We start from the raw sequence: 25,730 nt of genomic DNA on the forward strand, positions 1-25,730 counted from the left end.
TTCTATGCTGCAATTATAATCAAACAAATTTATGAGAACGTAATATCCATTCTTACAACTATATAATGGGTATAAAACAAAAGAATCGTTTGTAACAAAAAATATTAAAATTAAAAACGAAGGGGTTTAATTGTGCGAGTAGAAATAGAGTCATTAGTTGATGAAATCCAACAAGCTATTAAATTGCTAAGGAGGCATCTTTGACTGGGATCAGTCATTAAAACGTCTCGAATATCTTAATCAAAAAGCTGAAAATCCGTCACTTTGGAATGATACACAGCAAGCACAAAATATGATGCGTGAGCGTCAATGTCTTGAAGATTCAATAAATGATATTCAATTATTTACGCAAACACTTGAGGAATGTATTGAATTAATCGCAATGGGTGAAGAGGAAAGTGATGAAGAAATTATCACTGATGCAGAAAATACAATACGTAAACTTAAAAGTGAGATAGATAAACGACAAATTGATCTTCTTCTTTCAGGAGAAGCAGATTCAAATGATACTTATTTAGAGATTCATGCTGGAGCAGGGGGGACAGAAAGCCAAGATTGGGCTTCTATGCTTTTACGCATGTATATCCGCTGGGCTGAACAGCATAAAATGAAAGTTGAGGTATTAGAAATTCATGATGGAGAAGAAGCTGGTATAAAATCAGCTACGATTCTTGTAAAAGGGCATAATGCTTATGGTATGTTAAAAACAGAATCAGGTGTTCATCGCCTGGTACGTATTTCACCTTTTGATTCGAATGCAAGACGTCATACTTCTTTTGCAAGTGTTTGGGTTTATTCCGTTGTTGATGATAATATTGAAATTGATATCTCAGAGTCAGATATTCGTATTGATACCTACCGTGCATCAGGAGCTGGAGGACAACATGTCAATACAACAGATTCTGCGGTCCGTATTACTCACATAAAAACGGGTATTGTTGTTCAATGTCAAATAGAGCGTTCTCAGCATAAAAATAGGGCAACAGCTTGGTCTATGTTGCGCGCACGTCTCTACGAGGAAGAACTTAAAAAGCGTGAAGCAGAAAACAATGCTATTGAAGCTTCTAAAACGGAAATTGGATGGGGGCATCAAATTAGATCTTATGTTCTTCAACCCTATCAGCTTGTTAAAGATTTACGTACAGGTATTGAAAATACTGATCCACAAACTGTCCTTAATGGTAATTTAGATATGTTTATAGAAGCAGCGCTTGCTCAACGGATTTACAAAAAAGAACCCATAATTGAAAAAACTGAGTAATGATCCAAGTCCATCATATTTAAATTTTACTTGGCATTATTACTCAATCTTTTAATTTTTAATCTACATATCAAATCATTAATTGATAAAACTGAATTAAATTCAGAATAATAATATTGAACTCTTATCAAAAATGTTAGCTCAATTAGCAATCATTATTACACAATGTACGTGCGGCGATTAAAACATTTTCGGCATGTCCAGGTACATTAACTTTACGCCATTCTTCTGCTATTTTTCCTGTTGAATCAATGAGAAAGGTGCTCCGTTCGACACCCATATATTTGCGTCCATACATGCTCTTTTCAACCCAAACACCGTAAGCTTCAAGTGCAACCTTTTGCTCATCTGAAACAAGGATGATATCAAGTCCATGTTTTGCTTTGAATTTATCATGTTTGCCAACATTATCTGGAGACATTCCAATAATGATAACCCCTATTTTATCAAATTCTATTTTTAATCGCGTAAAATCAATTGCTTCACTTGTACACCCACTTGTATCATCTTTTGGATAAAAATATAAGACAACTGGTTTGCCTCGAAAATCAGAAAGACATAACTGCCCTCCACCATCACGTGGCAAGTCAAAATCTGGGGCGATATCACCTTTTGTTGGTCTTGTCATTGCGCTTTCTTTCTTTTTTACACAAGTATCAAATCCTACATTACATAACAAAGTAACTCTATAATTATACACGATAGTGTTATTATATTATAATTGAAATAATAAAATGAATTACAAGAATTTGTTCAATATAAGAGATTACAAAAAGAGATTAAGAATCTAGAGACAGCCTATAGCGGCTTAACTAAAACATGTTTCTTCTTACCAAAGGAAAGCTTAATCATTCCTGTCGCGTTAACATCATTGTCCACAATAAGACGCGTTTCATCTTCAACAATTTTATCATTCACACGTACACCACCACCTTGAACATGTCGGCGTGCCTCACTATTGGATTTAGCTAATCCTGTTTGTACTAAAAGAGAAAGCAACCCAGTGCCTATTTTCAATTCTGTAGCACTGACTTTAATAGTTGGAAGATTATCTGCAAGTATTCTTTCTTCAAAAGTCTTACGTGCGGTTTCTGCAGCTGCATTGGCAAGAGCTTGCCCATGTAACATGGCTGTAATTTCTGTCGCAAGAATCTTTTTTGCTTCATTAATTTCGCTACCTTGTAACATGGAAAGTCTGGCAATTTCATTCATTGGCAATGTCGTATACAATTTTAAAAACGGTATAACATCAGCATCCTCTGTATTGCGCCAATATTGCCAAAATTGATAAGGCGAAAGCATATCTGAATTAAGCCATATTGCACCATTTAATGACTTACCCATCTTTACACCAGAAGAAGTTGTAAGTAGGGGTGAGGTTAATGCATATAACTGCGGTGCTCCCAAGCGATGTCCTAATTCAATGCCGTTAATGATATTACCCCATTGATCTGAACCACCCATTTGCACACGCAATCCATAACGCTTATTAAGTTCAACAAAATCATACGCTTGCAAAATCATATAGTTAAATTCGAGGAATGACAAAAAATTCTCACGTTCAAGTCTGAGTTTAACAGAATCAAATGATAACATACGGTTGACTGAAAAATGTTTTCCTATATCGCGCAAAAATTCTAGGTACTTTAAATCGCACAACCATTCAGCATTATTGACAATGCACGCACCAGTTTTTCCATCACCAAATGTCAAATAATTAGCAAAAACTTTCTCAATGCCAACGATATTTTTAGCAATATCATCTTGTGTTAAAAGACGTCGCGTTTCATCTTTAAAAGAGGGATCACCGATTATACCTGTTCCACCCCCCATTAAAACAATGGGACGATGACCTGTCTTTTGCAGCCAATGAAGCATCATAATTTGAAGAAGACTTCCGGCATGAAGACTTAAAGCAGTGGGATCAAATCCAATATAAGCAGTCACAATCTCTTTTGAAAAAAGATCATCTAAGCCTTTTTCATCGGAAATTTGATGGATAAAACCACGTTCGCTCATAATATGTAAAAACTCGGATTTAAAAGCAAACATGGATTTCTTTCCTAATAAACATTACATCCGCTTCTATCGCTTCTATAGCTGAAAAGCTCATCACTATCTTTATCATAATACATAGTACGTAATTCACAAGAGAACTAAAAATGTTAGCTATAAAAAATGCATGAAAAAAATTTCAAAAAATGACATTGCTATACTTTGTTTAACAATTGATGATGTTCGTACTATTAATTGCAAAACATAATTTTATATTTATAAAAATACACTAAAAATTCAAAATACTTCTTATGATACGTTGTTTAGCCATTAGAATGATCTTTTTTAACATTTTCAAGAAAGTGCCAATATTTCACGTGAACAACCTGACAACTCGTCCGTAAGATGATTGTCTAAATATTGTGAGCATCGTTCAATAAGCTCTTTATGACATCCACTAAAAAAGTGGTTAGCACCTTCTAGTGTTTCTTGTGTAATAGTAATACTTTTTTGTGTCTTCAGTTTATCTACAAGAGCTTGAACATCTTTTGGAGGAGCAACTTTATCGATATCACCATGAATTATAAGACCAGAAGAAGGACAAGGGGCAAGAAATGAAAAATCATAAATATTAGGTTGAGGAGCAACGGATATAAAGCTCTCAATTTCTGGTCGACGCATTAAAAGTTGCATACCAATCCACGCACCAAACGAATATCCCGCTACCCAACAATTTTTGGAATCAGGGTGTTGTGTTTGCACCCAATCAAGTGCCGCAGCAGCATCTGAAAGCTCTCCCGTTCCATAATCAAACTCACCTTGGCTTCGACCAATACCACGAAAATTGAAACGTAAAGTAATAAATCCGCGCTGTTGAAACATATAAAATAAATCATAAACGATTTTATTATTCATTGTTCCACCAAATTGAGGATGAGGATGCAGAATAATTGCAATTGGTGCATTTTTTTGTTGCGAAGGTTGATAACGCCCTTCAAGACGACCTGCAGGACCGTTAAAAATGATTTCTGGCATTTACTGCTCCTTAAGTTTAAAGAGGCTCTCATTGACCTTGATTAATTTTCAACATAAAATTTATTTATATGATTTTACTTCATTAATCGTTAGATATTCTGTTTTAGGTGCATTTTTCAAGAAAATTGCATTATTTTTCTTAAAATCAATTGATAAAATTAATAGTTGGAATTTAAAATGGCCGTAAAACGCCGGTATTTTGATCATAATGCAACAACACCGCTCACAAAAAAAGCGCAAATAGCATTACTTGAATCTTTAGAAATATTTGGTAATCCATCATCTGTTCATGCAGAAGGTCGCGCTGCTAAAGCTTTATTGCAAAAAGCACGTCGGCAAATTGCCAGTAGACTTCATGCAAACCCAAATCACATCATATTCACATCTGGTGCAAGTGAAGCAGCGATGACATTATTAACCCCTTTTTATAACATGGGGTATTCTAAAGTTCAATTTTCTCACCTTTATATTGGTGCAAGTGAACATCCATCTATTGCGCAAGGGGGGCGTTTTTCTAAAGAATTGATCAGTGTAGTTGCAGTTGATCACAATGGTTTAATTCAACAGGACAATTTAAAATTTTTATTGGCTTCTCACGATAATACAAAAGGTTTACCCCTTGTTGCTATTCAAGCAGCTAATGGTGAAACTGGTGTTGTTCAAAAAATGAAAGAAATAGCTGCTATTGTCCGAAATGCTGGAGGTATTCTTATCGTTGATTTGGTGCAATATGTGGATAAAAATCCTATTGAAATCAATCAGTTCGGTGGTGATTTTTTTATACTATCAGCCCATAAGATCGGTGGACCTAAAGGGATTGGTGCTTTTGTTTCATGCGGAAACCTTCTCATGCCTCAACCCCTTATTATTGCTGGTGGACAAGAAAAAGGACTGCGTGGTGGAACAGAAGCGTTACCGCTTGTTGCTTCTTTTGGAGCCGCAATGAGCGATCCCTTTACACAAGAAGAGATAGAAAAACTACTTTATTTACGTGATAAATTAGAAAATGGTCTCCAACAAATTAGTAATGATGTTAAGATTTTTGGTAAACACGTTCAACGTTTGCCTAATACCACTTATTTTTCTGTACAAAATATAAAAGCAGAAACAATGCAAATTAGTTTTGATTTGGCAGGATTTGCTGTATCAGCAGGTTCTGCTTGTTCTTCAGGGAAAGTCAAACAAAGTAAAATCTTAGAAGCAATGGGGCACCATATTCCTAACGGTGCAATTCGTGTTTCCACAGGACGCTGCACAACTTCTCAAGACATTGATGATTTTTTATTGGTTTTTTCTCAAATAATAAGTAATAGTAAAAATTAAAATTTGTCATTAAAAAAAACTAAAGCTAATTTTAAAGCTTGATTGAAATTTTCCTCTTTTGCATATAACCTAAAGACTGAAGTGCTCACTTTAGTCGTGTAAAAATAAAATCTTTAATCACCGGTCCTTGACGCCGGCAAGAATGGAGAAAATTGATGCCGGCAGTACAAGAGACGATACGCCAGGTACGTGAGATAGACGTTGACCAATATAAATATGGCTTTAAAACCAACATTAAAACAGATAAAGCACCAAAAGGCTTAAATGAAAATATTATTCGATTTATTTCTGCAAAAAAACATGAACCTGAATGGATGCTGACATGGCGTTTACAAGCTTTTCATCGCTGGATTGCAATGGAAGAGCCTCATTGGGCGCGTATTGAATATCCAAAAATTAATTTTCAAGAATTTTATTATTACGCTGCTCCTAAAAATCATACAGGACCAAAATCTTTAGATGAAGTTGATCCTGAGTTATTAGCAACGTACGAAAAGCTTGGTATTCCTCTCAAAGAACAGGAAATCTTGGCAGGAGTAAGAAAACAAGCTGATCGCTCTCCTCTTAATGACAATACTTACGGATCAGGACAAGTGGCCGTTGATGCAGTCTTTGACTCCGTTTCTATTGTGACGACATTTAAAAAAGAATTAGCACGTGCCGGTGTTATTTTTTGTTCTATTTCAGAAGCAATTATTGAACATCCTACCTTTATTAAAGAATATTTAGGGACAGTTGTGCCAACTGGTGATAATTATTATGCTGCTTTAAATTCTGCTGTCTTCACAGATGGTTCATTTGTTTACATTCCTAAAGGGGTTCGTTGCCCTATGGAACTTTCAACCTATTTTAGGATTAATGAACGCAATACAGGCCAATTTGAACGAACATTGATTATTGCAGATGAAGATTCCTATGTTTCTTATCTTGAAGGATGTACAGCACCTCAACGCGACGAAAATCAACTTCACGCTGCTGTTGTTGAACTTGTTGCACTTAAAAATGCGGAAATTAAATATTCTACAGTACAAAATTGGTACCCTGGTGATAAAGAAGGGAAGGGGGGTATTTACAACTTTGTAACTAAACGTGGAGATTGTCGGGAAGACAATTCCAAAATTTCATGGACACAGGTTGAGACTGGTTCCGCAATTACTTGGAAATATCCGTCTTGTTTGTTACGTGGTGACAATTCACGTGGAGAATTCTATTCTATTGCTGTTGCAAATGGTCATCAACAAATCGATTCCGGTACTAAAATGATCCATTTGGGCCAAAATACATCAAGTCGTATTATCTCTAAAGGCATCTCTGCCGGTTTTTCAAATAATACTTACCGGGGCCAAGTTACTGCGCATAGAAAAGCAAAAAATGCACGTAATTTTACTCAATGTGATAGCTTACTAATTGGAAACAACTGTGGTGCTCATACAGTCCCTTATATTGAAGCAAAAAATGCAACAGCTCAACTTGAACATGAAGCAACAACATCTAAAATTTCTGATGATCAGCTTTTTTACGTTATGCAGAGGGGAATTCTTGAAGAAGAAGCTATCGCATTAATTGTTAATGGTTTTGTAAAAGAAGTCATTCAAAAACTTCCAATGGAGTTTGCTGTTGAAGCGCAAAAACTCATCGCTATCAGCCTTGAAGGTAGTGTAGGCTAATTTGTGCATTTGGTAAAATTGATGGATTAGATTATAAAACAGCAAGACCAGGATTAAGTTATGTTAGAAATAAAAAATTTACATGCCCGTATTGTTGGAACCAATACAGAAATTATTCGCGGTTTAAACCTAACTGTTCAAAACGGTGAAGTTGCAGCCATTATGGGGCAAAATGGAGCAGGAAAATCTACTTTATCTTATGTGCTTGCTGGCCATAATGACTATGAAGTGACAGAAGGCGATATTCTTTATAATGGGCAATCTATTTTAGAAATGGACCCAGCAGAACGTGCAGTATATGGCATTTTTTTGGCATTCCAATATCCAATGGAAATACCTGGTGTTGCAACAATGGAATTTTTAAAAGTTGCAATAAACTCTCAGCGTAAAGCTCGTGGTGATGAAGAACTTAAAATTCCTGAATTTATCAAGCGCATAAAAGAAATTGCCTCTAAACTTGAAATAGATATGGCCATGCTCAAGCGCCCATTGAACGTTGGCTTTTCTGGTGGAGAAAAAAAGCGAGCTGAAATTCTTCAAATGGCTTTGCTTGAACCTACTCTTTGTATTCTAGATGAAACAGATTCTGGCTTAGATATTGACGCGCTAAAAATTGTTGCTAATGGCGTTAATAAATTTCGCAATTTAGAGCGCTCATTTTTGGTCATTACTCACTATCAGCGTTTGCTTGATTATATTGTTCCAGATACAGTACATGTCCTTTATCAAGGTCGCATTATTAAAAGTGGAGATAAAACACTAGCGCTTTATCTAGAACAAAATGGATATGCTGACATCATCAGTAAAACAGCTTGAGGCCATTGAATATGAGTATGAACGTACAGCAAAAATTGATAGCTGTCGAACAAGATATTATCAATAAGTTTATCCAGCGTATTGATCATTTACCTGGCAACAGGGCAGTACAAGCAATACGTAAGCAGGCCATTGAATTATTTCAAAAAATAGGGCTTCCTTCCCGTAAAATTGAAAATTGGCATTATACTAATTTGCGTACTTTATTAAAATCTATTAGTGACTTTTCAGAAATAAACAATGAACAACTGATTGATGCATTACTTTCAGAAAATGTTGTCTTTTCTATTGAAAATGGCAAAATACGTACGCCATCAAAAATAGCAGGTGTCACAGTAGAAAGTCTTGCAGATGCATTGAAAGAAAATCGTGCAAAAATAAATCAAGTCACGACAGATAAAGATTTTATTGCACAATTAAATACGGCTTTTGTCACAGATGGTTGGCTTTTTCAGATTCCTGAAAATACAAAATTAAATAATCCAATTGAATTACAAAATATTCAAATGGATGGACAGTCACATACTTTTTCAAAGATTAAAATTGGCAAAAATAGCCAAGCTATGATTATTGAGCGTCAAATTGGTGGCAATAAAGATACTTTCGTCAGCTCGATATTTTCATTACATGTTGCAGCACATAGTAATGTTGCGTGGATTCTTATCCGAGATCGAGGTTTTGATTCTACACAATTTAGTCAATTTCGTGCAGTGCTTGATAAAAATGCTCAATTAATGCTTTACGTGATTAATATAGGTAGCCAACTTAATCGCCAAGAAATTGATATTGAATTGCAAGGACAAGAATCTAATTTTCAACTACGGGCAATGAATTTATTATCAGAACAAACGCACAGCGATCTTACAATGACTGTTCGTCATATTGAAGAAAAATCAACTTCTACAGAAATTATACGTAATGTTGTCACAGATAAGGCGCATGGTGCTTTCCAAGGAATGATACATGTTGCACAAAAAGCCCAAAATACAGATGCACGCATGGCTTGCAATAGCCTTATTCTTTCTGATGATGCAGAATTTAATGCAAAGCCTGAACTAGAAATTTTTGCTGATAATGTTGCATGTGGTCACGGTGCGACAGTTGCTAAAATTAATCATGAATATCTTTTTTACCTAATGGCACGTGGTATCCCTCTTAAAATTGCTCGCGAACTTTTAGTTAAAGGATTCGTTTCTGAATTAATTGATGAAATTAAGCAAGATAATATTCGAGTTATTTTGGATGATATCATTGGTGAGTGGTTAAAAAAGAATATTTAAGGCACAAAAATGGAAAATCACGGACAAACATTGGATTATAATGTAGAGGCAATTCGGTGTGATTTTCCTATTTTACAACGTGACATTTATGGTAAGCGACTGGCTTATTTGGATAGTGGAGCATCTACTCAAAAACCTCAATCAGTTCTTAATGCAATGAATAATATCTATCAATGCCATTACGCCAATGTGCATCGAGGAATGCATTTTTTATCAAATACGATAACACAATCTTATGAAGATGCTCGTGAAACAGTTCGTACTTTTTTAAATGCTCAATCAGCTCAAGAAATTGTTTTTACGAAAAGCGCCACAGAGGCTATTAATACTGTAGCTTACGGCTGGGGTATGCCTAAATTGAGTGAAGGCGATGAGATTGTTCTCACAATTATGGAACATCACTCAAATATTATTCCTTGGCATTTTATCCGTGAACAAAAAGGTGTTAAACTTATTTTTGTGCCAGTCGATGAAAATGGTATTTTACATATTGAAAACTTCCAAAAAGCTTTAAGTGATAGAACGCGCCTTGTTGCAATTACGCATATGTCCAATATATTAGGAACTGTTCCTCCTATCAAAGAAATAGTTAAGCTAGCACACCAAAATTCTATTCCTATCCTTATTGATGGTTCTCAAGGGGCTGTACATCTAACGGTCGATATGCAAGATCTTGATTGTGATTGGTATGTTTTTACTGGTCATAAGATTTATGGCCCTACGGGTATCGGTGTTCTTTATGGCAAAAAATGTCGGCTAGAAGAAATGCATCCTTTTCAGGGAGGAGGGGAAATGATTAACGAAGTGACAGTTGATAAGGTTTCTTACAATAGTCCTCCATATCGTTTTGAAGCTGGCACTCCTCCTATAGTTGAAGCTATTGGATTAGCAGCTGCCATTGATTATATACAACAGAAAGGTAGAGACACTATTTACGCGCATGAAATGGCACTTTCAACATACGCACACAAAAGACTTGAAAACATCAAATCATTACATATTTATGGTCGTTCTCCCAATAAGGGCGCTATTATATCTTTTCAAATTGAAGGTATTCATGCACATGATATTGCGATGTTTATTGATCGGCAGGGGGTTGCCATACGTGCAGGAACACATTGTGCGCAACCTTTATTACAGCATTTTGGTTTAACATCTACTTGTCGTGCATCATTAGCTATGTATAATAATCATGAAGATATTGATCAATTAGTTGAAGCATTGGAAAAAGCGAGGAAATTTTTTAATGGTTAAACCAATTGAATCATGTCACTTTACTGAATCTGTTGACATACAAGACGAAAAAGAGAAAACTTGTATATCAACAATTCCAAAAGCTGAAATTGAGCGTATGACAAATGATATCGTCTCTGCTCTTAAAACGATTTATGATCCAGAAATACCTGCTAATATCTACGACTTAGGACTAATTTATCGCGTCGATATTGAAGATGATCGTTCAGTAAAAATTGAAATGACACTTACTGCACCTGGTTGCCCTGTAGCAGGTGAAATGCCGGGATGGGTAGAAAATGCTGTAAATGCAGTTGAAGGTGTTTCATACGTTGAGGTGATTATGACATTTGATCCACCATGGACACCTGATTGTATGTCAGAAGAAGCACAAGTTGCTACCGGATGGTACTAAAAAACATAAAAGAAGATGGCATTTTCTCCCTTAATTTATCTTTTGAAAGATAATAAACGAAATGCCATCTTTATAATTTCACCTATATCTCTTTAGAAAAAATATGGTAGAAAGCTAAAGTAAACAAAAGAACATTTTGAATTTATTTTATAACACCACACGCAAAACGCGCACCACCACCACCCAATGGCGAGAAAGTGTCTTCTCCTACATGAATCATTAACGAACGATTTCTAATTTCAATAAGTTTTTTTATACGTGGAGCAAGAACACTCATGGTTGCCCGGCCTTGTGCATCAACATAAAGCATAGGCAAATCACCAAGATGGCCATTTATATTGTAAGGTCCAAGATGTTTATTAGTGTTTTGTGGATCATAGTGCCCTCCTGCAGCGCCACCAATCACACCATCTTTCGTATCACATGAAGGATACATATGTACGTGAAAACCATGAAAACCTTCTGGTAATGAAGATAAATCTGGTATAAAAATCAAACCATATTCATTTTCTTGAATTGTAACCTTACCAATAGACTTCTTTACATCATTTTCTTCCAGCCTATAGATTGTTACTTGAGTTGATGCAGCTAAAGCAAAAATGCTAGAATATAAAAGCATGAGTAATGCTAATAAGGGAAAAAAGACTTTATTCATAAAGCACCTTTCATATCTAATTTAAATTAAACAAAAAAGCTTTCTTCTTAATAATTTATATATTAACTCCCCCATCTCATATTCTATCTGTTACAATATTTTTATAAATTTGTAAATTTTGTGATCCATTTTTCTTTTTCTACTATAAAATCAATATCTTAAATCCTATCTTTATTAGTCTTTAATTTTAAATACTTCCCAAGCATATAGAAAATCTCCTCACGCATTTCTTAAGCTAATCTACACTAGTAATCCACACCTGCTAAAAGCTAGCAGTCAATCTTAATCTCCCGACTTATAATCACAATTAATTGTTTAAGATACTATAGAATATATTTTTTTATGATTGTGTCATTTTTATTATAGCTCTTTTTGAAAAGATTCTGTAATGGAGATAAATGTATCATTATGTGGTTCTCAACATTATCTTCGGAGTAACTTATGAACACAAAATGTTTAATTAGCACATCTATTATCACTCTATTTACAGCTTCTGTAGCACAAGCAGCAGATATTATAGTACCTCAAGAATCGAGGCCTGTCGTTTCACCTCCTGCTAAAATGTCAAAACAAGTTTTACCACCAGTTGAAATGAATCCGAATTCTGATGCTCCACCAGTTATCTCTGCACCTACTTTCTCTTGGAATGGTTTTTATCTTGGAGGGCAGATTGGTGGCTTCTCAGGTAAAACTGGCATCAGTGTATACGCTAAAAAAGAGACCGGCACGAGAGAATGGACTCCTGTTGAAAAAGATAAATTACCTCAACTTTCTGGTTTCATGGGTGGTCTTTATGCAGGAGCCAATGTCGATCTAGGAAATAGCCTTGTTCTAGGTGTTGATACGGATATAGTTTGGTCCAATAAACAGGATACAAAAATTGTTGCTAAAGGGCAATTTGAAAAACCAGAGCTACCAGAAAAGCCAGGAGAAACGGAAGAGAGAGAATTAAATGAAAGAAGGGAAAGAACAATAAATCTAAAACGTGTACTTTCACCACAGCGGATACAACATGAAGATAATCACCTCCCTCAACAAGAGCTATATTCTAGCCAAACTCTTATGAGAGAATCACATTCCTCCCGCTCATCCTCACAACAACACTTATCCACCACATCAGGATTGGGGAGTAATTTGAGACAAAAGAGGAGTGCGCGAAACTCTTCAGAGGAACTCCAGAGACAGCAACGTTCACAACCAGAAGTAAGTGATTTTCCAATTTTAAGATCTGATAGAGAATCTTCGCCTGTAAGGCGGCGGCATGTAAGAGAAGTGGAGTCAGTAGATGAAGATGAACTGGTGGGATCTATCAAAAAAACTGATAGTAACACTTTAAAACAAAAATGGTCTGGTGCTACACGGGTACGTATAGGTTTTGCAGCTGATCGTATTTTGCCTTATATCGCTGGTGGTATTGCTTATACACAGCTTCAAAATACCTATTCACGATCAATTGAAATATTTGGTAGAGAAATACGTTCTTCTAGCGTATCAGATACAAAAATGATGGTAGGTTATACTCTTGGTGGTGGTGTTGATTTTGCAATGGTTGATAATGTTATCTTACGTGCGGAATATCGTTATTCAAATTTTGGTAAACAGAAATTCGCTAAGGATAAACTAGAAATTGATTATCAAACCAATGATTTTCGTGTTGGTGTTGCTTATAAATTCTAATTTATTATACAGTACTCAAATCACTTAAAAAGCTCTATCAAAGGGTAGGGCTTTTATTTTTATTTGTTCCAGATCAAGAGAGAGAAATTATCAAGTTATATTTGATAAAAAATAAGTCAGAAAATTCTCTTTCCTAACTTTACACTTAGCCTATAATACAAAATATACTAATAAAATTAATCATTATAACCAAAAATTTAGTGGCGGAGGGGGTGGGATTCGAACCCACGGTACAGTTCCCTGCACGCCGGTTTTCAAGACCGGTGCCTTAAACCGCTCGACCACCCCTCCAAAAAAATATGCTTTTTAAAACAATATATTTTTTATAAATTTCTTGCAAAAGGTCAATCACTTAAATGCGATTTCAAGTGTTTTAATTAATTACTTTAGTAGCTTAATTAAACTTAATCTGTGAACTATATACTTTTCTATAACGCATTTCAATTAAAACTAACAATTCCACTGCCTTTATTAATGGTTTGGTAAAATCAAAATTGCCAGCTATTCATAAAACTAAAAACTATACCAATAATAGTACCTATTATTAACCCTATCATTGCACCAGTTATCATACCAATAGAAAGCGCTATACCTATACCCATTGCAATAATTGGGCCAAATCCCGGTAGGGCAATATAACCATAAGTAGCAAGAATTGCTGCAATTGCTCCTGAAATGCTACCATTTAAACTTCCAATGAGTGCAGATTTTTTAATAAAATGACAAATCTTCTTTAGAGAAATTCTTCCATGGTTATTTGGATTAACACCATTATAAATTTTAAAATCAATCATACTTTTCTTCTTTCACTTTGAATGCTAATTATCCCAGAATAATCGATTGATATGAGAAGATTACAATTTTTAAATTCTACTAAAGCACGCCAAATACCCTTGTCATCTAAATATAATTGTTTAATATGCTGAAAACCATTTTTCATGAGGAGGTTTTTAACTTGTGAAACAGTAAATGAATTTTGACCTGCTTTAGTGACCTGTTGAATCACAACATACTTTGAAGTTTGATAATAAGGGTCATAGAAAATTTTATGTGATGAAGCTATAGCTATAGATGAAATACAAATAATTATTACAAAAAAAGTAATTAATCTAAAATCTTTACCTAATCTCATCTTGTCACCATTTATTTAAACGATGCTTTTCTATTTTGCACGCATAATTAACCCTCGTATTGCTGACAAGTTCCAATCTATTTTATTTTTAATAGTTACGCTTAATAAAGAAGTATAAGTTTTTTAAAATTTAAATGACTTTACTATCCAAACTACTTTTCTCGTTTATTATTTTGAGGGCATAAATTATATGAGCACCAACTTTAAATAGTTTGTATTTTTATATATTCTATCAAATTAGAATTTATAGAATATATATTGGCAAATGAAACCAATAAAAAAATGTATATGGTCATGCACTAAGTTAAACATGGTTTATAGCGCAGTAAGATTTTTTTAGTTGCGGTTCATTAACATGTTTTACCGCTTCCGAAGCTATACATGCGTTGATTTTATTCTGGCCATTTTTTTCTTGATAAGAATAAAGTATAACAAAAACACAAATACAGAATTTACTTTTTTCTACTGATAAATCTAATTTTTCATATTCTTACGTCCTCATAGAAATGTCTTCACGACACCTTGTACTCCAACTTCTTCAAAAGCTTCTTGTAATACTGATTGTAAAAAGACTTTTTTGGAATTGGCTATCCTTTTGGTATAAACTACCGATCAGATTCTCTGCTGGTAATAAGAAGAAATTCAAAACTTCCATTCTTTATGCGACAAACCTAATGCACCAACTTGCAAAAAACGTGTATCGTCTATCAAATATATTGACTATAAACTATATCAGCACCGTTCATTTTTTCTTAATCTAATAGTCACTCTTGAGAATTAATTGTATTGTAAATATTTACATTATTGCTTTTAATCCATCACCAGGATGCATTCCTTCCCGCATCAATAAATTACGTAACGGTGAGAAATTACATAATAATTCAAGTCCAACGCTTCGTATAATATGAACAGGCAGCATATTGGAAAGTAAAGTATGATTAAGTGTATGAACAAATCCGCTGCGAATAAATACATCAGGTTTGCGACGTCGGTTATATTGTGCAATAATTGTCTTAGAATTAGAATTGGATATCTGTTTAGGTAAAATATCAACCAAAGTTTGGACATCACGAAACCCTAAATTAAATCCTTGTGCCCCAATAGGGGGGAAAACGTGAGCTGCTTCACCCACCAAAATTGTTCTGTTTGCAGCAAAACAGTAAGGGATAAGACCAAAAAGAGGCCATGTTTGAACCGCTGTTTCTACTGTTATTTCACCAAGCATTGATTGCATTTGATCTTCAATCACTTCTGCTATCATCTTCGGTTTCATATTTAATAGCTCTTTAGCACGCAAAGGATTAGTAACCCATACAAGACTAGATGTATTTCCTGGTAACGGAACCTGTGTAAAAGGGCCACTCTCTGTGTGAAATTCAGTTGATATATTTTGATGAGGCAACTTATGTGCAAAATTTAAAACAAGTGTTGTTTGCGGATAATTCCACCGTTTAACTTTAATTCCAGCCGCCGCTCGTGTTGGAGAATGACAACCGTCAGCTGCAACAACAAACGATGCTTGAATAATTTTACCATCCGAAAGAGTAATATTCACATGATCTTGCTGGTGATGAAAGGATTTTGCTAAAGAAAAAAATCTTATAATACCTGATGTGCGCTCAATGGCATTCATTAAAGCATTGTTTAGTTTTAAATTAGGAATATTATAACCAAAAGCCTTTTCACCAATTTCAGAAGAACAAAAATTTACAGTAGGAGCACGTACAATCCTAGAGGTTGCATCAATGATTCTCATTAAAGATAAAGCTGCAGCATGAGATTTGATAGTTTCCCAAATATTTAATTTTTGAAGCGCATGAATTGCCGGCATCATAAGAGCAGTTGTTCGTAATTCATCTGCACGAGTAGGGGGGCCAATGAGAAAAATAGTGTAACCTTTATGAGCAAGACTAAGAGCTGCTAACATACCAACAGGACCTGCACCAATAACAGCTACATCTCTGCGTTCATTTTCTTCAAATATCACAACAGTTTAAATCTCTCTAATTTACTAATTGCTTTAACGATTTTAAATAAAGAAATTCTTTTCTTATTACATAATGTAATAAATATTGCGATACAAAAAAGTGGTAATCTTGTACTCTTTTTACAGATTAATCATATAATATAAACAGAAAAATAATACACGAATGAAGCGAACAAAGATTAAAAATGAGGATAGAAAAACATTGAAACGTAAACTAACAAGAAAAATCAAAACCAACGCTGATCAATTGCGATCCAAAACAGTAACAATGCCACAGGCAAGGGCTTTTTCTGTCCATTTGCTAACAGCTTCAGGTTCGTTTTTAGCATTTCTTTCTTTAATAGCTGCATCTAAAAAAGAATGGATAGCTATGTTTTATTGGCTTGGACTTGCACTTCTTGTTGATGGTATTGATGGACCAATAGCACGTAAACTTAATGTAAAATCTATACTTCCAACATGGTCTGGCGAATTGCTAGACAATATTATTGATTATGTGACTTATGTTTTAATTCCAGCATTTGCGCTTTATCAAAGCGGTTTTATGGGGCCAGGATTATCATTTTTCTTAAGCGCTGTTATCGTTATTTCATCAGCTATTTATTATGCAGATACAGGAATGAAAACTAAAGAAAATTTCTTTAAAGGATTTCCTGTTGTTTGGAATATGATAATTTTTACACTTTTTGTGGTAAGACCTGAAGAGTGGATTGCCCTCATTATTATTTTCTTATCGGCAATTTTATCCTTTTTACCAATTTATTTTATCCACCCAGTAAGAGTTATTCGTTTACGTATGCTCAATCTTTCAGTTTTTCTCACATGGTGTTCCTTTGGTATTGCGGCATTTTTCTATCAACTCAACGCTCCATATTGGATTAAAATAGGAATTTCAATCACTGGTATTTATATTTATTGTATTGGTGCCATCATGCAGTTATTTCCTACATTAGGGGAACAAAAAAATAATTAAAAGTAATTTATAAATATTGTCAGAAAATATAGAATAGAATGTAAAAACACCTAAAATCTTCGATAAGTGTTTTTGTCATCAGTTATTATCAGTAGATTTTAAAATCAGGTTATTTTCCTATTATATTTATTTATGAAACATTGATTATTTTAACTTCTTTTTGTTTGTTATAGTCTAAAAAGTTCCATAATATATATTATGCGATTTTAGTATATTTACTTATATTTTTCTTTTGAAGTTTTTCTCTTTATTAAGCCACAAAAAAACTTTGATAATTTATTCAGAGATGCTTGATTGCAGCGGAAGTAAAAAATCAGCCCCTGAATTGGGAAAATTGGTGGCAACAAGAACTATCAATGCAAATCGCTCTACGTTTCTATAACTCAAAGCAATTCTTGGATGAACTGAAAACCGTAGCCATTACTCTTTACTCTATACAAAAGGCACCTGATCATAAAAGTTGACTTTTGAATCAATCGAAAAATTCAAAAGGCACGAGATAGCAAAAAATAAGATAATAAAATCAACGGAATAAAAGACCCCTAACCTCTATACATAACATATTGATTTTTTGGTGATCCCGACAGGATTCGAACCTGTGACCCACGGCTTAGAAGGCCGTTGCTCTATCCAGCTGAGCTACGGGACCAACTGATCATCTTGAAAAAACATCTTTTTGTTAGTGCGTCCAAGATTGTTGCCGATCACTGCGAAAATTATCAGAATAAGAAATAGCACGACGAAAAAAAGATTTACATGAATTCTCTACACGGTAAGGAATAGAATTTTTGAGAGCAAAGGCAATGGCTTCTTCTTTCATCTTAAACCGGATTTTTATCTGACTATTCATATCCGATGTCGCTGTATATCCCATAAGAGGCTCAAGCATTTTTGCTTGCTCCGGCTCATATTGAAGAATCCAAAAACCAATATTCGCCTTGCCCGACTGCATTGATGCTTTTGCCGGACTATAAATACGTGCAACCATATTCTCTTCCCTTTAGATGACACAACATTTGAATAACAATTTTTATTGTATGTTATTCAATGAATCCATTATCTTACATCAAATAAAACACAATGGTCGGAGCGATAGGATTCGAACCTACGACCCCCTGATCCCAAATCAGGTGCGCTACCAGACTGCGCTACGCTCCGCGATTTATATTTGATGTCCCTTCCCTAAAATTTTCACAATAGAAGTGCAAGTATAAAACACATTTTTTTAAATTTTGTTCTCTTTTTTTATGGATAATAACTTTTTTCAAACATTTCCTTTGCCGATAACATATCATGAGCAGAAAAAAAATGATATTTCTTAAAAAGTTTAATCTGTGCAAATTAAAAACTTCCATACATAATTTTTTAGCTAATCTTCCCACTTATCCATAAAATGTTGGTTAATACAACTTAAAACACAAAAAATTTAAACACAATAAAGATTGCCCCCTACTTTCACAATTTACAAATAATTCTACCTAACAAAGTTTACAAACTTCTTTCCCGCATTTATGTAATTTAAGATCCGTAACATAACCATACTTTTTATTAAATACCTGACATCATCAAAGTAATATTTATTGCATTTGCATATTGATGACTTCACCAATGACAGCACGCGTTATTTTGCTTTTTCTTTGTAATGCCAATTTGTCAACAGAATCAATAACACGTCTTAATGAAAATAAGGAACGTTCACAACGACTCACAAGATAGCGGACAATATCTGGATGAACAGTAATCTGCCGATCTGAAAAAAGTTTAAATGCGGTAGCTATTAACAGTGCATCATCAGGTTGATCAATTTCAACTAACATAACTGAATTAAGACGACTTTTTAGATCATTTAACTTTAAATCCCATGTAGACGGTAATGTACAAGCAGTTATCAATAAAGTAGCTTGACATACATTGAGATTTGCTTGTTTAACACTATTGATCAAATGAAAAAGCCCAGTTTCATTGATTTTCCCCGCATCAATATCCTCAATTAAAAATGATCTACCTGAAGAAGCTACAGTAATTACTTGGTCAATTTCATCACGATGAACAATTAAAGCATTAGCTTTTTGTACCCACACACTAGAAAAATGCGTTTTTCCAGATCCTTCTTTTCCCACCAAAACAGCTACAGGCAATGCCCAATTTGGCCAATGATCAACCAACTGAAAAGCCATACGATTACTATCCGTAACCACCAAATCATCCACTCGGAAAACCGACTCATAGGAAAAGTTTAAAGGTAATTGTATTTCATGTTCATTCATTCTACAGACCCCGAATTCCCACTTTGTGAATACATCTGAGAATTAAGATAAGTATGAAGAGCAAAACGAACCAAAACACCAATAGCAGCAGCAGCAGGAACAGCAACCAACATGCCCGTGAAACCAAACAACGAACCAAAAGCAAAAAGAGCAAACATCAACCATACCGGATGAAGCCCCACTGATGAACCTACAAGTTTTGGTTGAAGAATATAGCCTTCAATAAATTGGCCAATGAAAAAAACAGTCATAACAATAATAATCCGACCCCAATTATCTGGATAAAACTGGACCCACGCAACACCACCAGATAAAATAAAACCACTCATTGTACCAATATAAGGAATAAAACTGATGAGGCCAACAAACATACCAATTAAAAGACCAAAGTTAAGTCCTGTAATAGTCAGACCAATAGCATAATACCCCCCCAATATCAAACAAACCGTTCCCTGCCCACGAACAAAGCCCGCAATAGCTCTATCCATTTCGTAAAAAATACTGCGAACAGTTTCAAGATGATCCCGCGGTATCCAAGAATCAACGGCTTCAACCATACGCTGCCAATCCAGTAACATATAAAACGCTACCACAGGTGCTATCACGAACAGACTGATAATATTAACAATAGATTTGCCTGATCTTAAAAGTGAATTTAAAAGAGATGTAATAAAATCAGAGCTTTGCCCCAAAAGAGTTTTAATATTGGTTTGTAATTCATTTGGATCACTACCAAAATAACGCCCTATCCAATCAAAATTAGATTCAGTTAAAAAATTTTGAATGCGACTAATATAAACTGGTAAACCACTACTCACAAATTGTTGTATTTGCCAACCGATAACAGGAATTAAAATTGTTAAAGCAACAACAAAAATGATAACAATAAATAAAGTAATGAGAATCGTACCAAAAACACGACAAATACCAACTTTTTCAAGCAATTGTACAATTGGATTAAGAAAATAAGCCAATACAATCCCTGCTACAAAAGGAAGTAAAATCGATCCAAAAACAAACATAAAGATAACGAAAAAAATTAATGTCCCAAGCCAGAAAAAAACTTGCTTTTTCATACTATTTGGTAATGTCACCTGAGCATAAGCTGGAATATAAGAAGTATAACGGCCTTCAAGGCTACTTTCTTTGATTTTCTCTTTCATTGACTGTAAAGTAGTAGGGTTATTATGACTATCTGATATTTTATTCATCGATATCCTCAAAAATCCTTTATAAAAGATTATGCAACTTCTTTCGTTTAGGTCAAGGTAAACAATCATTTATTTCTGGATATTAAATATCAATATTTCTTGCAGAGATAGCGTTATCATGGCATTGTTTAAACAACATTAAAATTGATTTTTCATAAAGAAGGCTCCAATGAGCAACAAAAATCCGGCAAATAATAAATCCAATAATCTTACTTATGCAGAAGCTGGTGTCGATATTGATATGGGCAACACCATGGTAGAAAATATCAAACCCTATATACGCTCAACAAAACGGGCAGGTGCAGATGCAGAAATTGGCGGTTTTGGTGGCTTATTTGATTTAAAAGCAGCAGGTTTTATAGATCCCATTCTCGTGGCAGCTAACGATGGTGTGGGTACAAAATTAAAAATTGCTATTGAAATAGGCATTCACAATACTGTTGGTATTGATCTTGTTGCCATGTGCGTTAATGATTTAATTGTCCAAGGCGCTGAACCTCTTTTTTTCTTAGATTATTTTGCAACTGGGAAACTTGATGCTACACAAGGTGCTGAAATCGTTTCAGGTATTGCAATAGGATGTCAGCAAGCAAACGCTGCTCTTATTGGAGGAGAAACTGCAGAAATGCCCGGAATGTATGCAAATGGAGATTATGATTTAGCAGGTTTTGCTGTAGGAGCTGTTGAACGCAATTCATTGTTGCCTTCAAAAGATCTTACAGAAGGTGATATTATTTTAGGTCTCAGTTCATCGGGTATTCATTCTAATGGTTTCTCTCTTGTCAGGCGAATTGTTAAACAAAGTGGTTTAAAATGGAATAGCCCTGCTCCTTTTAACCCTAAAATAAACCTTGGGGAAGCACTTCTCACACCGACTCGCATTTATGTCAAATCACTATTGCCAATTATACGAAATTATAAAGGAATCAAAGCTCTTGCCCATATCACAGGTGGTGGCTTTTCAGAAAATATTCCACGCATACTTCCCCCCTCCCTTTGCGCTGAAATTAATCTTTCTGCTATTAATGTTTCGTCAGTATTTTCATGGATTTTTAGACAAGGTGAAATACAGAAAACAGAAATGCTACGAACATTTAATTGTGGTATTGGTATGGTTATTATTGTAGCACAAAATTCAGTTGAAGCTATTATACAAGCACTCAAATCGCAAGGAGAAACAGTTACCTCACTCGGTGTTTTAACAAAATGCCAAAATAAAAGAATTGCTTATAAAGGTGAGCTTCATTTATGAAAAAAAAAGTAATTATTTTTATTTCCGGTAATGGTTCCAATATGGTTTCCCTTGCTAAAGCAAGCAAACAAACTGATTACCCTGCTGAAATCATTGCAGTTATTTGTGATAGACCCCATGCTGCTGGTATTGAAAAGGCACGTGACAATGGCATACCTACTCATATTGTAGATCGTAAAAATTACCCAACTAAAGAAGCCCATGAAGAATCTATTCTCACTACTTTGGCCCAATATCAACCAGATGTTATTTGCTTAGCTGGTTATATGCGACTCATTTCATCGCATTTTATAAAATCCTATGAAGGACGAATCCTTAACATCCACCCTTCCCTTTTACCTTCATTTAAAGGTTTAAACACCCATGAAAGAGTTCTACAAGCAGGCGTTAAAATTACTGGTTGTACAGTTCATCTTGTTACAGAAGAAATGGATGAAGGAAAGATACTTGCCCAAGCTGCTGTTCCAGTATGCTTTAATGACACCCCTGAAATGTTAGCGCAAAGAGTCCTTCAAGTTGAGCATAAACTCTACCCACATGCTTTAAAAGCATTCATAAAAGATAATGATAAAATAATAGATTCCCAACAACAACTTTTATCATTTTAAAACAATATCTTATATCAAATATTTCTTCTAAATTCACTTATCTATTTTTCTACATTAATGAGTACAAATTTTGATATAAAATTATTGTTTTCATCAATTATTTTGCAAATATTAGAATGCTTTTTTATTTTTTATTTGTAAGTTCTTATTCATTTTCATTTGATCATTAAATGAATTATCTTTTCTTATTTGCTGTAAAATAAGAGAATAATCTATAAACTGATTTTAGCTTCTTGTATATTTGAAACCACACTATTTATCTCACATTCAAATTTTTAGGTTCTGATCGCTTTGTGGCGATTACCTTCATTTACAATCTTTTACTTTTAATTAGATAAAATGTGTAAGATTTGCGCTTTATTTCTTTTTCATAGATTGCGTATGACCAACTGTTTTTTACTGCGCTAACATTTCTTTAACTACTAGAGCTAGCTGTTTAAGTGTAAACGGCTTAGATAAAAATCCGAAAACAGCATCTTTTGGAAGATTCTTAGTAAAAGCGTCTTTTGCATATCCCGAAACAAAAATAAATTTGATGTCAGGATATTTTTTACGCACTTCCTTAAGCAAAGTAGGCCCATCCATTTCCGGCATAACTACATCGGAAACAATAATATCAACAGCCCCTTTATTTTCTTCAAGTACAAAAAGCGCCTCTACCCCACTTGCAGCTTCTAAAACGGTATATCCTCTCATTTGAAGAGCTTTTACTCCACCTATTCTAACAGCGTCTTCATCTTCAACCAATAAAACAGTTGCAAAACCTGTTAAATCTGCATCTTTTTCCTGCTCTTCTACTTTTTTAATTTGTGGAGAAATATCATTATTGATATCAGAAATATAACGAGGTAGAAAAATATGAAATGTCGTTCCTTTTCCTTCCTGGCTATCACAGTAAATATAACCGCCTGTTTGCTTAACAATGCCATAAACCATTGATAAGCCAAGTCCTGTTCCTTTCCCAACTTCTTTTGTTGTAAAAAATGGCTCAAACATTTTTTCTTGCACAAAAGCAGATATACCTTCTCCTGTATCTGAAATAGTCAATTGCACATACTCACCACTCACAAAGCCAACATAATTAAATTCAGCACTTTGTTGTTTTGTAATATTGTTTGTTTTAATTGTTATCAGACCTCCATTCGGCATAGCATCACGCGCATTAATCACCAAATTCATAATAACACGCTGAAAAGAAGCTTGATCAACTTTAACGCTCCACAGATCTCTTCCATGAATAATTTTCAATTGAATATTATTTCCTAAAAGAGGCAAAATAAGATTGCGAATATCGGATAAAAGTTCTGTAAAATCAACTTTCTCAGGTTTAAGTGTTTGCTTTCTAGAAAAGGCTAATAATTGCTGCACAAGTGCAGCAGCACGATTAGCATTATTTTTGATATTGATGAGATCAGCATGCGCTGGATCAGAACTACGGTGTGTGTTTAAAAGGAGGTCACACGACATTAAAATTGCTGTTAAAACATTATTAAAATCATGAGCAATACCACCAGCTAACTGCCCAACAGCTTGCATCTTTTGATTTTGTACCATTTTATCTTCAAGTGTTTTTTGTTCTGTTGTTTCTATGACAGATACAACCACCAAATCTTGTAATATATCATTATGATATTGTATTATAGGCATAAGATGAAGACGAAAATGGCGCTCTTTATTATTTTCCAACACTGTGTCTATTGAAATTGGATTATTTTTATTCTCCCTAAACTTCTGAAATGCATGCTCTAACTGAACACAACCTTGGCGAGATATAATATCGTAGAAATTGATAGTCTTACTAGAACACCCCATCAACACTGAAAAAGAGTTATTAATATGAATAAATTGCCCTTTCTGATCAACTACAGCTATTGCAAAAGGGCTTGCATCAAAATACTTTAATGTATTTGGCAATTTTAATTGATAATCGCTTTTGCTCTTTTGTATCGATTGCGGCATCATAACAATGCGATAGATAGCGTCATCTTTTAAGAAAGAAGAAATACACATAAAACAATCCAATATTTTCTTATCACCAGTCTGTGAAGTTAAAAACAAAGAAAACGTATAAGGTGTAGTACAATTTGAATTATAATGTTTGTGACTTTGTAAATAGATATCACTCCATACACTATTAACTCCAGAAACATCAAAGAACTGATCAAAACTATATTGACCAATAGTAAAATTTGCCAAATCGATTGAAAACCATTCAGCAAAAACCGCATTGGCATAGATAATAGCTCCTTGTACATTGACAGATAAAAAGCCAACAGGAGCTTGATCTAAATGATTAATAGCTTCTTGAAGGTTCAAGCAAAAAGCTTCACGGCATTCCTCCAAATGTGAAATATCAGCGATACGCCAAAATAAAAATCTTTTTCTCCACTGTAGTATTGGTTGAACAGAAATATTATACCATACAATGTCTTTCTGATTAGAATGAATAAAAATTGATCGATCTATCTTTAATGTTTCTTGAGCTGCAAGATTATTAAATGCTGCAACTTTTAAACGATATAAAAGTGCACTAGCACCCGGAAGATCAGCAATAACTGCATAACAAGAAGCCTCAGGTTTATAGGTAAAAATTTTCTGATAATTCTGATTAGAATAATAAACAAAACCTGATAAATCAGATATTATAATTGCATCATCTATCTCATTAAAGACACTAAAATCTAAGCTTTTATGCAATGGCCCGATATCATATCTCAAAAAACCCATTCCTATCAGAAAAAGTGCAGCAATGCCTATAATTGCTAACACTAAAAAAGATATCAAAGCAGCTTTATGAAAATAGCTTTGCGGATAAAAAATACCCAAAAACCCCACAATGAACAAAAAAACTATAACAAAAAAGAGCCCCCAAACCATACCCCCCCATCGCATGGAAGGAGGCAATATTTTGTCCACGCCATTAAAACCTTTATTCATCTCTAT

General features: G+C 34.4%; 22 protein-coding genes and 3 tRNA genes. 11 read left to right on the plus strand and 14 right to left on the minus strand.

Annotated elements, in window-relative coordinates:
- Positions 1-132 precede the first annotated feature (132 nt).
- Positions 133-1,261 (plus strand): peptide chain release factor 2 gene (gene prfB / locus BBBE_RS03565; protein ID WP_152023182.1). Its coding sequence is split into 2 segments (ribosomal slippage): positions 133-201 and positions 203-1,261, totalling 1,128 coding nucleotides; the frame shifts between segments, so codons are not numbered across the junction.
- A gap of 145 nt (positions 1,262-1,406) precedes the next feature.
- On the opposite strand, the gene BBBE_RS03570 is transcribed toward prfB, so the two are convergent.
- The 3 genes from BBBE_RS03570 to BBBE_RS03580 form a co-directional block, all read right to left on the minus strand.
- Positions 1,407-1,889: a peroxiredoxin gene (locus tag BBBE_RS03570; protein ID WP_010701234.1), complete on the minus strand. Its 483-nt coding sequence runs from the start codon at positions 1,887-1,889 to the stop codon at positions 1,407-1,409.
- A gap of 170 nt (positions 1,890-2,059) precedes the next feature.
- On the minus strand, positions 2,060-3,313 hold the full coding sequence (tyrS, locus tag BBBE_RS03575) for a tyrosine--tRNA ligase (protein ID WP_010701235.1): 1,254 nt from the start codon (positions 3,311-3,313) through the stop codon (positions 2,060-2,062).
- A 297-nt stretch (positions 3,314-3,610) separates the two neighbouring features.
- The gene (locus BBBE_RS03580; RefSeq protein WP_010701236.1) at positions 3,611-4,291 is read right to left on the minus strand and encodes an alpha/beta hydrolase; all 681 of its coding nucleotides are present in this window, start codon (positions 4,289-4,291) and stop codon (positions 3,611-3,613) included.
- Positions 4,292-4,468: 177 nt separating this feature from the next.
- Here BBBE_RS03580 and BBBE_RS03585 point away from each other — a divergent pair, with 177 nt between their 5' ends.
- The 6 genes from BBBE_RS03585 to BBBE_RS03610 all read left to right on the plus strand — a co-directional run bounded on the left by BBBE_RS03585 (position 4,469) and on the right by BBBE_RS03610 (position 11,025).
- A complete protein-coding gene (locus BBBE_RS03585; RefSeq protein ID WP_010701237.1) occupies positions 4,469-5,614 on the plus strand; it encodes a cysteine desulfurase family protein in 1,146 nt (381 codons plus the stop codon).
- A 155-nt stretch (positions 5,615-5,769) separates the two neighbouring features.
- Positions 5,770-7,281 (plus strand): Fe-S cluster assembly protein SufB, encoded by a 1,512-nt coding sequence (sufB, locus tag BBBE_RS03590; RefSeq protein ID WP_010701238.1) that lies wholly within the window; start codon positions 5,770-5,772, stop codon positions 7,279-7,281.
- Positions 7,282-7,341: 60 nt separating this feature from the next.
- Positions 7,342-8,097 carry a Fe-S cluster assembly ATPase SufC gene (gene sufC / locus BBBE_RS03595; RefSeq protein ID WP_010701239.1) on the plus strand — a complete coding sequence of 252 codons (756 nt, stop codon included), beginning with the start codon at positions 7,342-7,344 and terminating at the stop codon, positions 8,095-8,097.
- Between the two features lie 11 nt (positions 8,098-8,108).
- Entirely contained in the window at positions 8,109-9,377 is a 1,269-nt protein-coding gene (gene sufD, locus BBBE_RS03600; RefSeq protein WP_010701240.1) for a Fe-S cluster assembly protein SufD, read from the plus strand.
- Between the two features lie 9 nt (positions 9,378-9,386).
- Positions 9,387-10,631, plus strand: coding sequence for a cysteine desulfurase (locus BBBE_RS03605; RefSeq protein ID WP_010701241.1), 1,245 nt, complete (start codon positions 9,387-9,389; stop codon positions 10,629-10,631).
- Positions 10,624-11,025: an SUF system Fe-S cluster assembly protein gene (locus tag BBBE_RS03610; protein WP_010701242.1), complete on the plus strand. Its 402-nt coding sequence runs from the start codon at positions 10,624-10,626 to the stop codon at positions 11,023-11,025. Before BBBE_RS03605 ends, BBBE_RS03610 begins: the two co-directional genes overlap by 8 nt.
- 142 nt (positions 11,026-11,167) lie before the next feature.
- Here BBBE_RS03610 and sodC read toward each other — a convergent pair whose 3' ends face one another.
- Positions 11,168-11,680, minus strand: coding sequence for a superoxide dismutase family protein (gene sodC / locus BBBE_RS03615; RefSeq protein WP_010701243.1), 513 nt, complete (start codon positions 11,678-11,680; stop codon positions 11,168-11,170).
- Positions 11,681-12,121: 441 nt separating this feature from the next.
- Here sodC and BBBE_RS03620 point away from each other — a divergent pair, with 441 nt between their 5' ends.
- On the plus strand, positions 12,122-13,357 hold the full coding sequence (locus BBBE_RS03620) for an outer membrane protein (protein WP_010701244.1): 1,236 nt from the start codon (positions 12,122-12,124) through the stop codon (positions 13,355-13,357).
- Between the two features lie 201 nt (positions 13,358-13,558).
- On the opposite strand, the gene BBBE_RS03625 is transcribed toward BBBE_RS03620, so the two are convergent.
- From BBBE_RS03625 to BBBE_RS03640, 4 genes are all read right to left on the minus strand, one after another.
- Positions 13,559-13,648, minus strand: a tRNA-Ser gene (locus BBBE_RS03625).
- 197 nt (positions 13,649-13,845) lie between these two features.
- Positions 13,846-14,151, minus strand: coding sequence for a hypothetical protein (locus tag BBBE_RS03630; protein WP_010701245.1), 306 nt, complete (start codon positions 14,149-14,151; stop codon positions 13,846-13,848).
- Entirely contained in the window at positions 14,148-14,489 is a 342-nt protein-coding gene (locus tag BBBE_RS03635) for a hypothetical protein (RefSeq protein ID WP_010701246.1), read from the minus strand. The genes BBBE_RS03630 and BBBE_RS03635 overlap by 4 nt, the downstream gene beginning before the upstream one ends.
- A gap of 796 nt (positions 14,490-15,285) precedes the next feature.
- Positions 15,286-16,476: a UbiH/UbiF family hydroxylase gene (locus BBBE_RS03640; RefSeq protein ID WP_010701247.1), complete on the minus strand. Its 1,191-nt coding sequence runs from the start codon at positions 16,474-16,476 to the stop codon at positions 15,286-15,288.
- Positions 16,477-16,639: 163 nt separating this feature from the next.
- Between BBBE_RS03640 and pcsA the strand changes: the two genes are divergently transcribed.
- Positions 16,640-17,449, plus strand: coding sequence for a phosphatidylcholine synthase (pcsA, locus tag BBBE_RS03645; RefSeq protein ID WP_010701248.1), 810 nt, complete (start codon positions 16,640-16,642; stop codon positions 17,447-17,449).
- 572 nt (positions 17,450-18,021) lie between these two features.
- Here pcsA and BBBE_RS03650 read toward each other — a convergent pair.
- The 5 genes from BBBE_RS03650 to BBBE_RS03670 form a co-directional block, all read right to left on the minus strand.
- Positions 18,022-18,098 (minus strand) — tRNA-Arg (locus BBBE_RS03650).
- 30 nt (positions 18,099-18,128) lie between these two features.
- Entirely contained in the window at positions 18,129-18,437 is a 309-nt protein-coding gene (locus BBBE_RS03655; RefSeq protein ID WP_010701249.1) for an ETC complex I subunit, read from the minus strand.
- Between the two features lie 93 nt (positions 18,438-18,530).
- Positions 18,531-18,607: transfer RNA gene (locus tag BBBE_RS03660), tRNA-Pro, on the minus strand.
- Between the two features lie 419 nt (positions 18,608-19,026).
- Positions 19,027-19,716 (minus strand): DnaA regulatory inactivator HdaA, encoded by a 690-nt coding sequence (gene hdaA / locus BBBE_RS03665; protein ID WP_010701250.1) that lies wholly within the window; start codon positions 19,714-19,716, stop codon positions 19,027-19,029.
- Entirely contained in the window at positions 19,713-20,927 is a 1,215-nt protein-coding gene (locus BBBE_RS03670; protein ID WP_010701251.1) for an AI-2E family transporter, read from the minus strand. The genes hdaA and BBBE_RS03670 overlap by 4 nt, the downstream gene beginning before the upstream one ends.
- A 169-nt stretch (positions 20,928-21,096) precedes the next feature.
- Here BBBE_RS03670 and purM point away from each other — a divergent pair, with 169 nt between their 5' ends.
- Positions 21,097-22,179: a phosphoribosylformylglycinamidine cyclo-ligase gene (purM, locus tag BBBE_RS03675; RefSeq protein ID WP_010701252.1), complete on the plus strand. Its 1,083-nt coding sequence runs from the start codon at positions 21,097-21,099 to the stop codon at positions 22,177-22,179.
- On the plus strand, positions 22,176-22,787 hold the full coding sequence (purN, locus tag BBBE_RS03680) for a phosphoribosylglycinamide formyltransferase (protein WP_010701253.1): 612 nt from the start codon (positions 22,176-22,178) through the stop codon (positions 22,785-22,787). Before purM ends, purN begins: the two co-directional genes overlap by 4 nt.
- Positions 22,788-23,183: 396 nt before the next feature.
- On the opposite strand, the gene BBBE_RS03685 is transcribed toward purN, so the two are convergent.
- Complete coding sequence (locus BBBE_RS03685; RefSeq protein WP_010701254.1) at positions 23,184-25,724, minus strand: ATP-binding protein; 2,541 nt, start codon at positions 25,722-25,724, stop codon at positions 23,184-23,186.
- Positions 25,725-25,730 lie beyond the last annotated feature (6 nt).

The sequence above is a fragment of the Bartonella bovis 91-4 genome (assembly GCF_000384965.1).
GTDB lineage: Bacteria > Pseudomonadota > Alphaproteobacteria > Rhizobiales > Rhizobiaceae > Bartonella > Bartonella bovis.

Excerpts from the sequence above, each read along its gene's own strand:
- BBBE_RS03570 (WP_010701234.1), bottom strand. The coding sequence starts at position 1,889 with ATGACAAGACCAACAAAAGGTGATATCGCCCCAGATTTTGACTTGCCA.
- tyrS (WP_010701235.1), bottom strand. The coding sequence starts at position 3,313 with ATGTTTGCTTTTAAATCCGAGTTTTTACATATTATGAGCGAACGTGGT.
- BBBE_RS03580 (WP_010701236.1), bottom strand. The coding sequence starts at position 4,291 with ATGCCAGAAATCATTTTTAACGGTCCTGCAGGTCGTCTTGAAGGGCGT.
- BBBE_RS03585 (WP_010701237.1), top strand. The coding sequence starts at position 4,469 with ATGGCCGTAAAACGCCGGTATTTTGATCATAATGCAACAACACCGCTC.
- sufB (WP_010701238.1), top strand. The coding sequence starts at position 5,770 with ATGCCGGCAGTACAAGAGACGATACGCCAGGTACGTGAGATAGACGTT.
- sufC (WP_010701239.1), top strand. The coding sequence starts at position 7,342 with ATGTTAGAAATAAAAAATTTACATGCCCGTATTGTTGGAACCAATACA.
- sufD (WP_010701240.1), top strand. The coding sequence starts at position 8,109 with ATGAGTATGAACGTACAGCAAAAATTGATAGCTGTCGAACAAGATATT.
- BBBE_RS03605 (WP_010701241.1), top strand. The coding sequence starts at position 9,387 with ATGGAAAATCACGGACAAACATTGGATTATAATGTAGAGGCAATTCGG.
- BBBE_RS03610 (WP_010701242.1), top strand. The coding sequence starts at position 10,624 with ATGGTTAAACCAATTGAATCATGTCACTTTACTGAATCTGTTGACATA.
- sodC (WP_010701243.1), bottom strand. The coding sequence starts at position 11,680 with ATGAATAAAGTCTTTTTTCCCTTATTAGCATTACTCATGCTTTTATAT.
- BBBE_RS03620 (WP_010701244.1), top strand. The coding sequence starts at position 12,122 with ATGAACACAAAATGTTTAATTAGCACATCTATTATCACTCTATTTACA.
- BBBE_RS03630 (WP_010701245.1), bottom strand. The coding sequence starts at position 14,151 with ATGATTGATTTTAAAATTTATAATGGTGTTAATCCAAATAACCATGGA.
- BBBE_RS03635 (WP_010701246.1), bottom strand. The coding sequence starts at position 14,489 with ATGAGATTAGGTAAAGATTTTAGATTAATTACTTTTTTTGTAATAATT.
- pcsA (WP_010701248.1), top strand. The coding sequence starts at position 16,640 with ATGAAGCGAACAAAGATTAAAAATGAGGATAGAAAAACATTGAAACGT.
- BBBE_RS03655 (WP_010701249.1), bottom strand. The coding sequence starts at position 18,437 with ATGGTTGCACGTATTTATAGTCCGGCAAAAGCATCAATGCAGTCGGGC.
- hdaA (WP_010701250.1), bottom strand. The coding sequence starts at position 19,716 with ATGAATGAACATGAAATACAATTACCTTTAAACTTTTCCTATGAGTCG.
- BBBE_RS03670 (WP_010701251.1), bottom strand. The coding sequence starts at position 20,927 with ATGAATAAAATATCAGATAGTCATAATAACCCTACTACTTTACAGTCA.
- purM (WP_010701252.1), top strand. The coding sequence starts at position 21,097 with ATGAGCAACAAAAATCCGGCAAATAATAAATCCAATAATCTTACTTAT.
- purN (WP_010701253.1), top strand. The coding sequence starts at position 22,176 with ATGAAAAAAAAAGTAATTATTTTTATTTCCGGTAATGGTTCCAATATG.
- BBBE_RS03685 (WP_010701254.1), bottom strand. The coding sequence starts at position 25,724 with ATGAATAAAGGTTTTAATGGCGTGGACAAAATATTGCCTCCTTCCATG.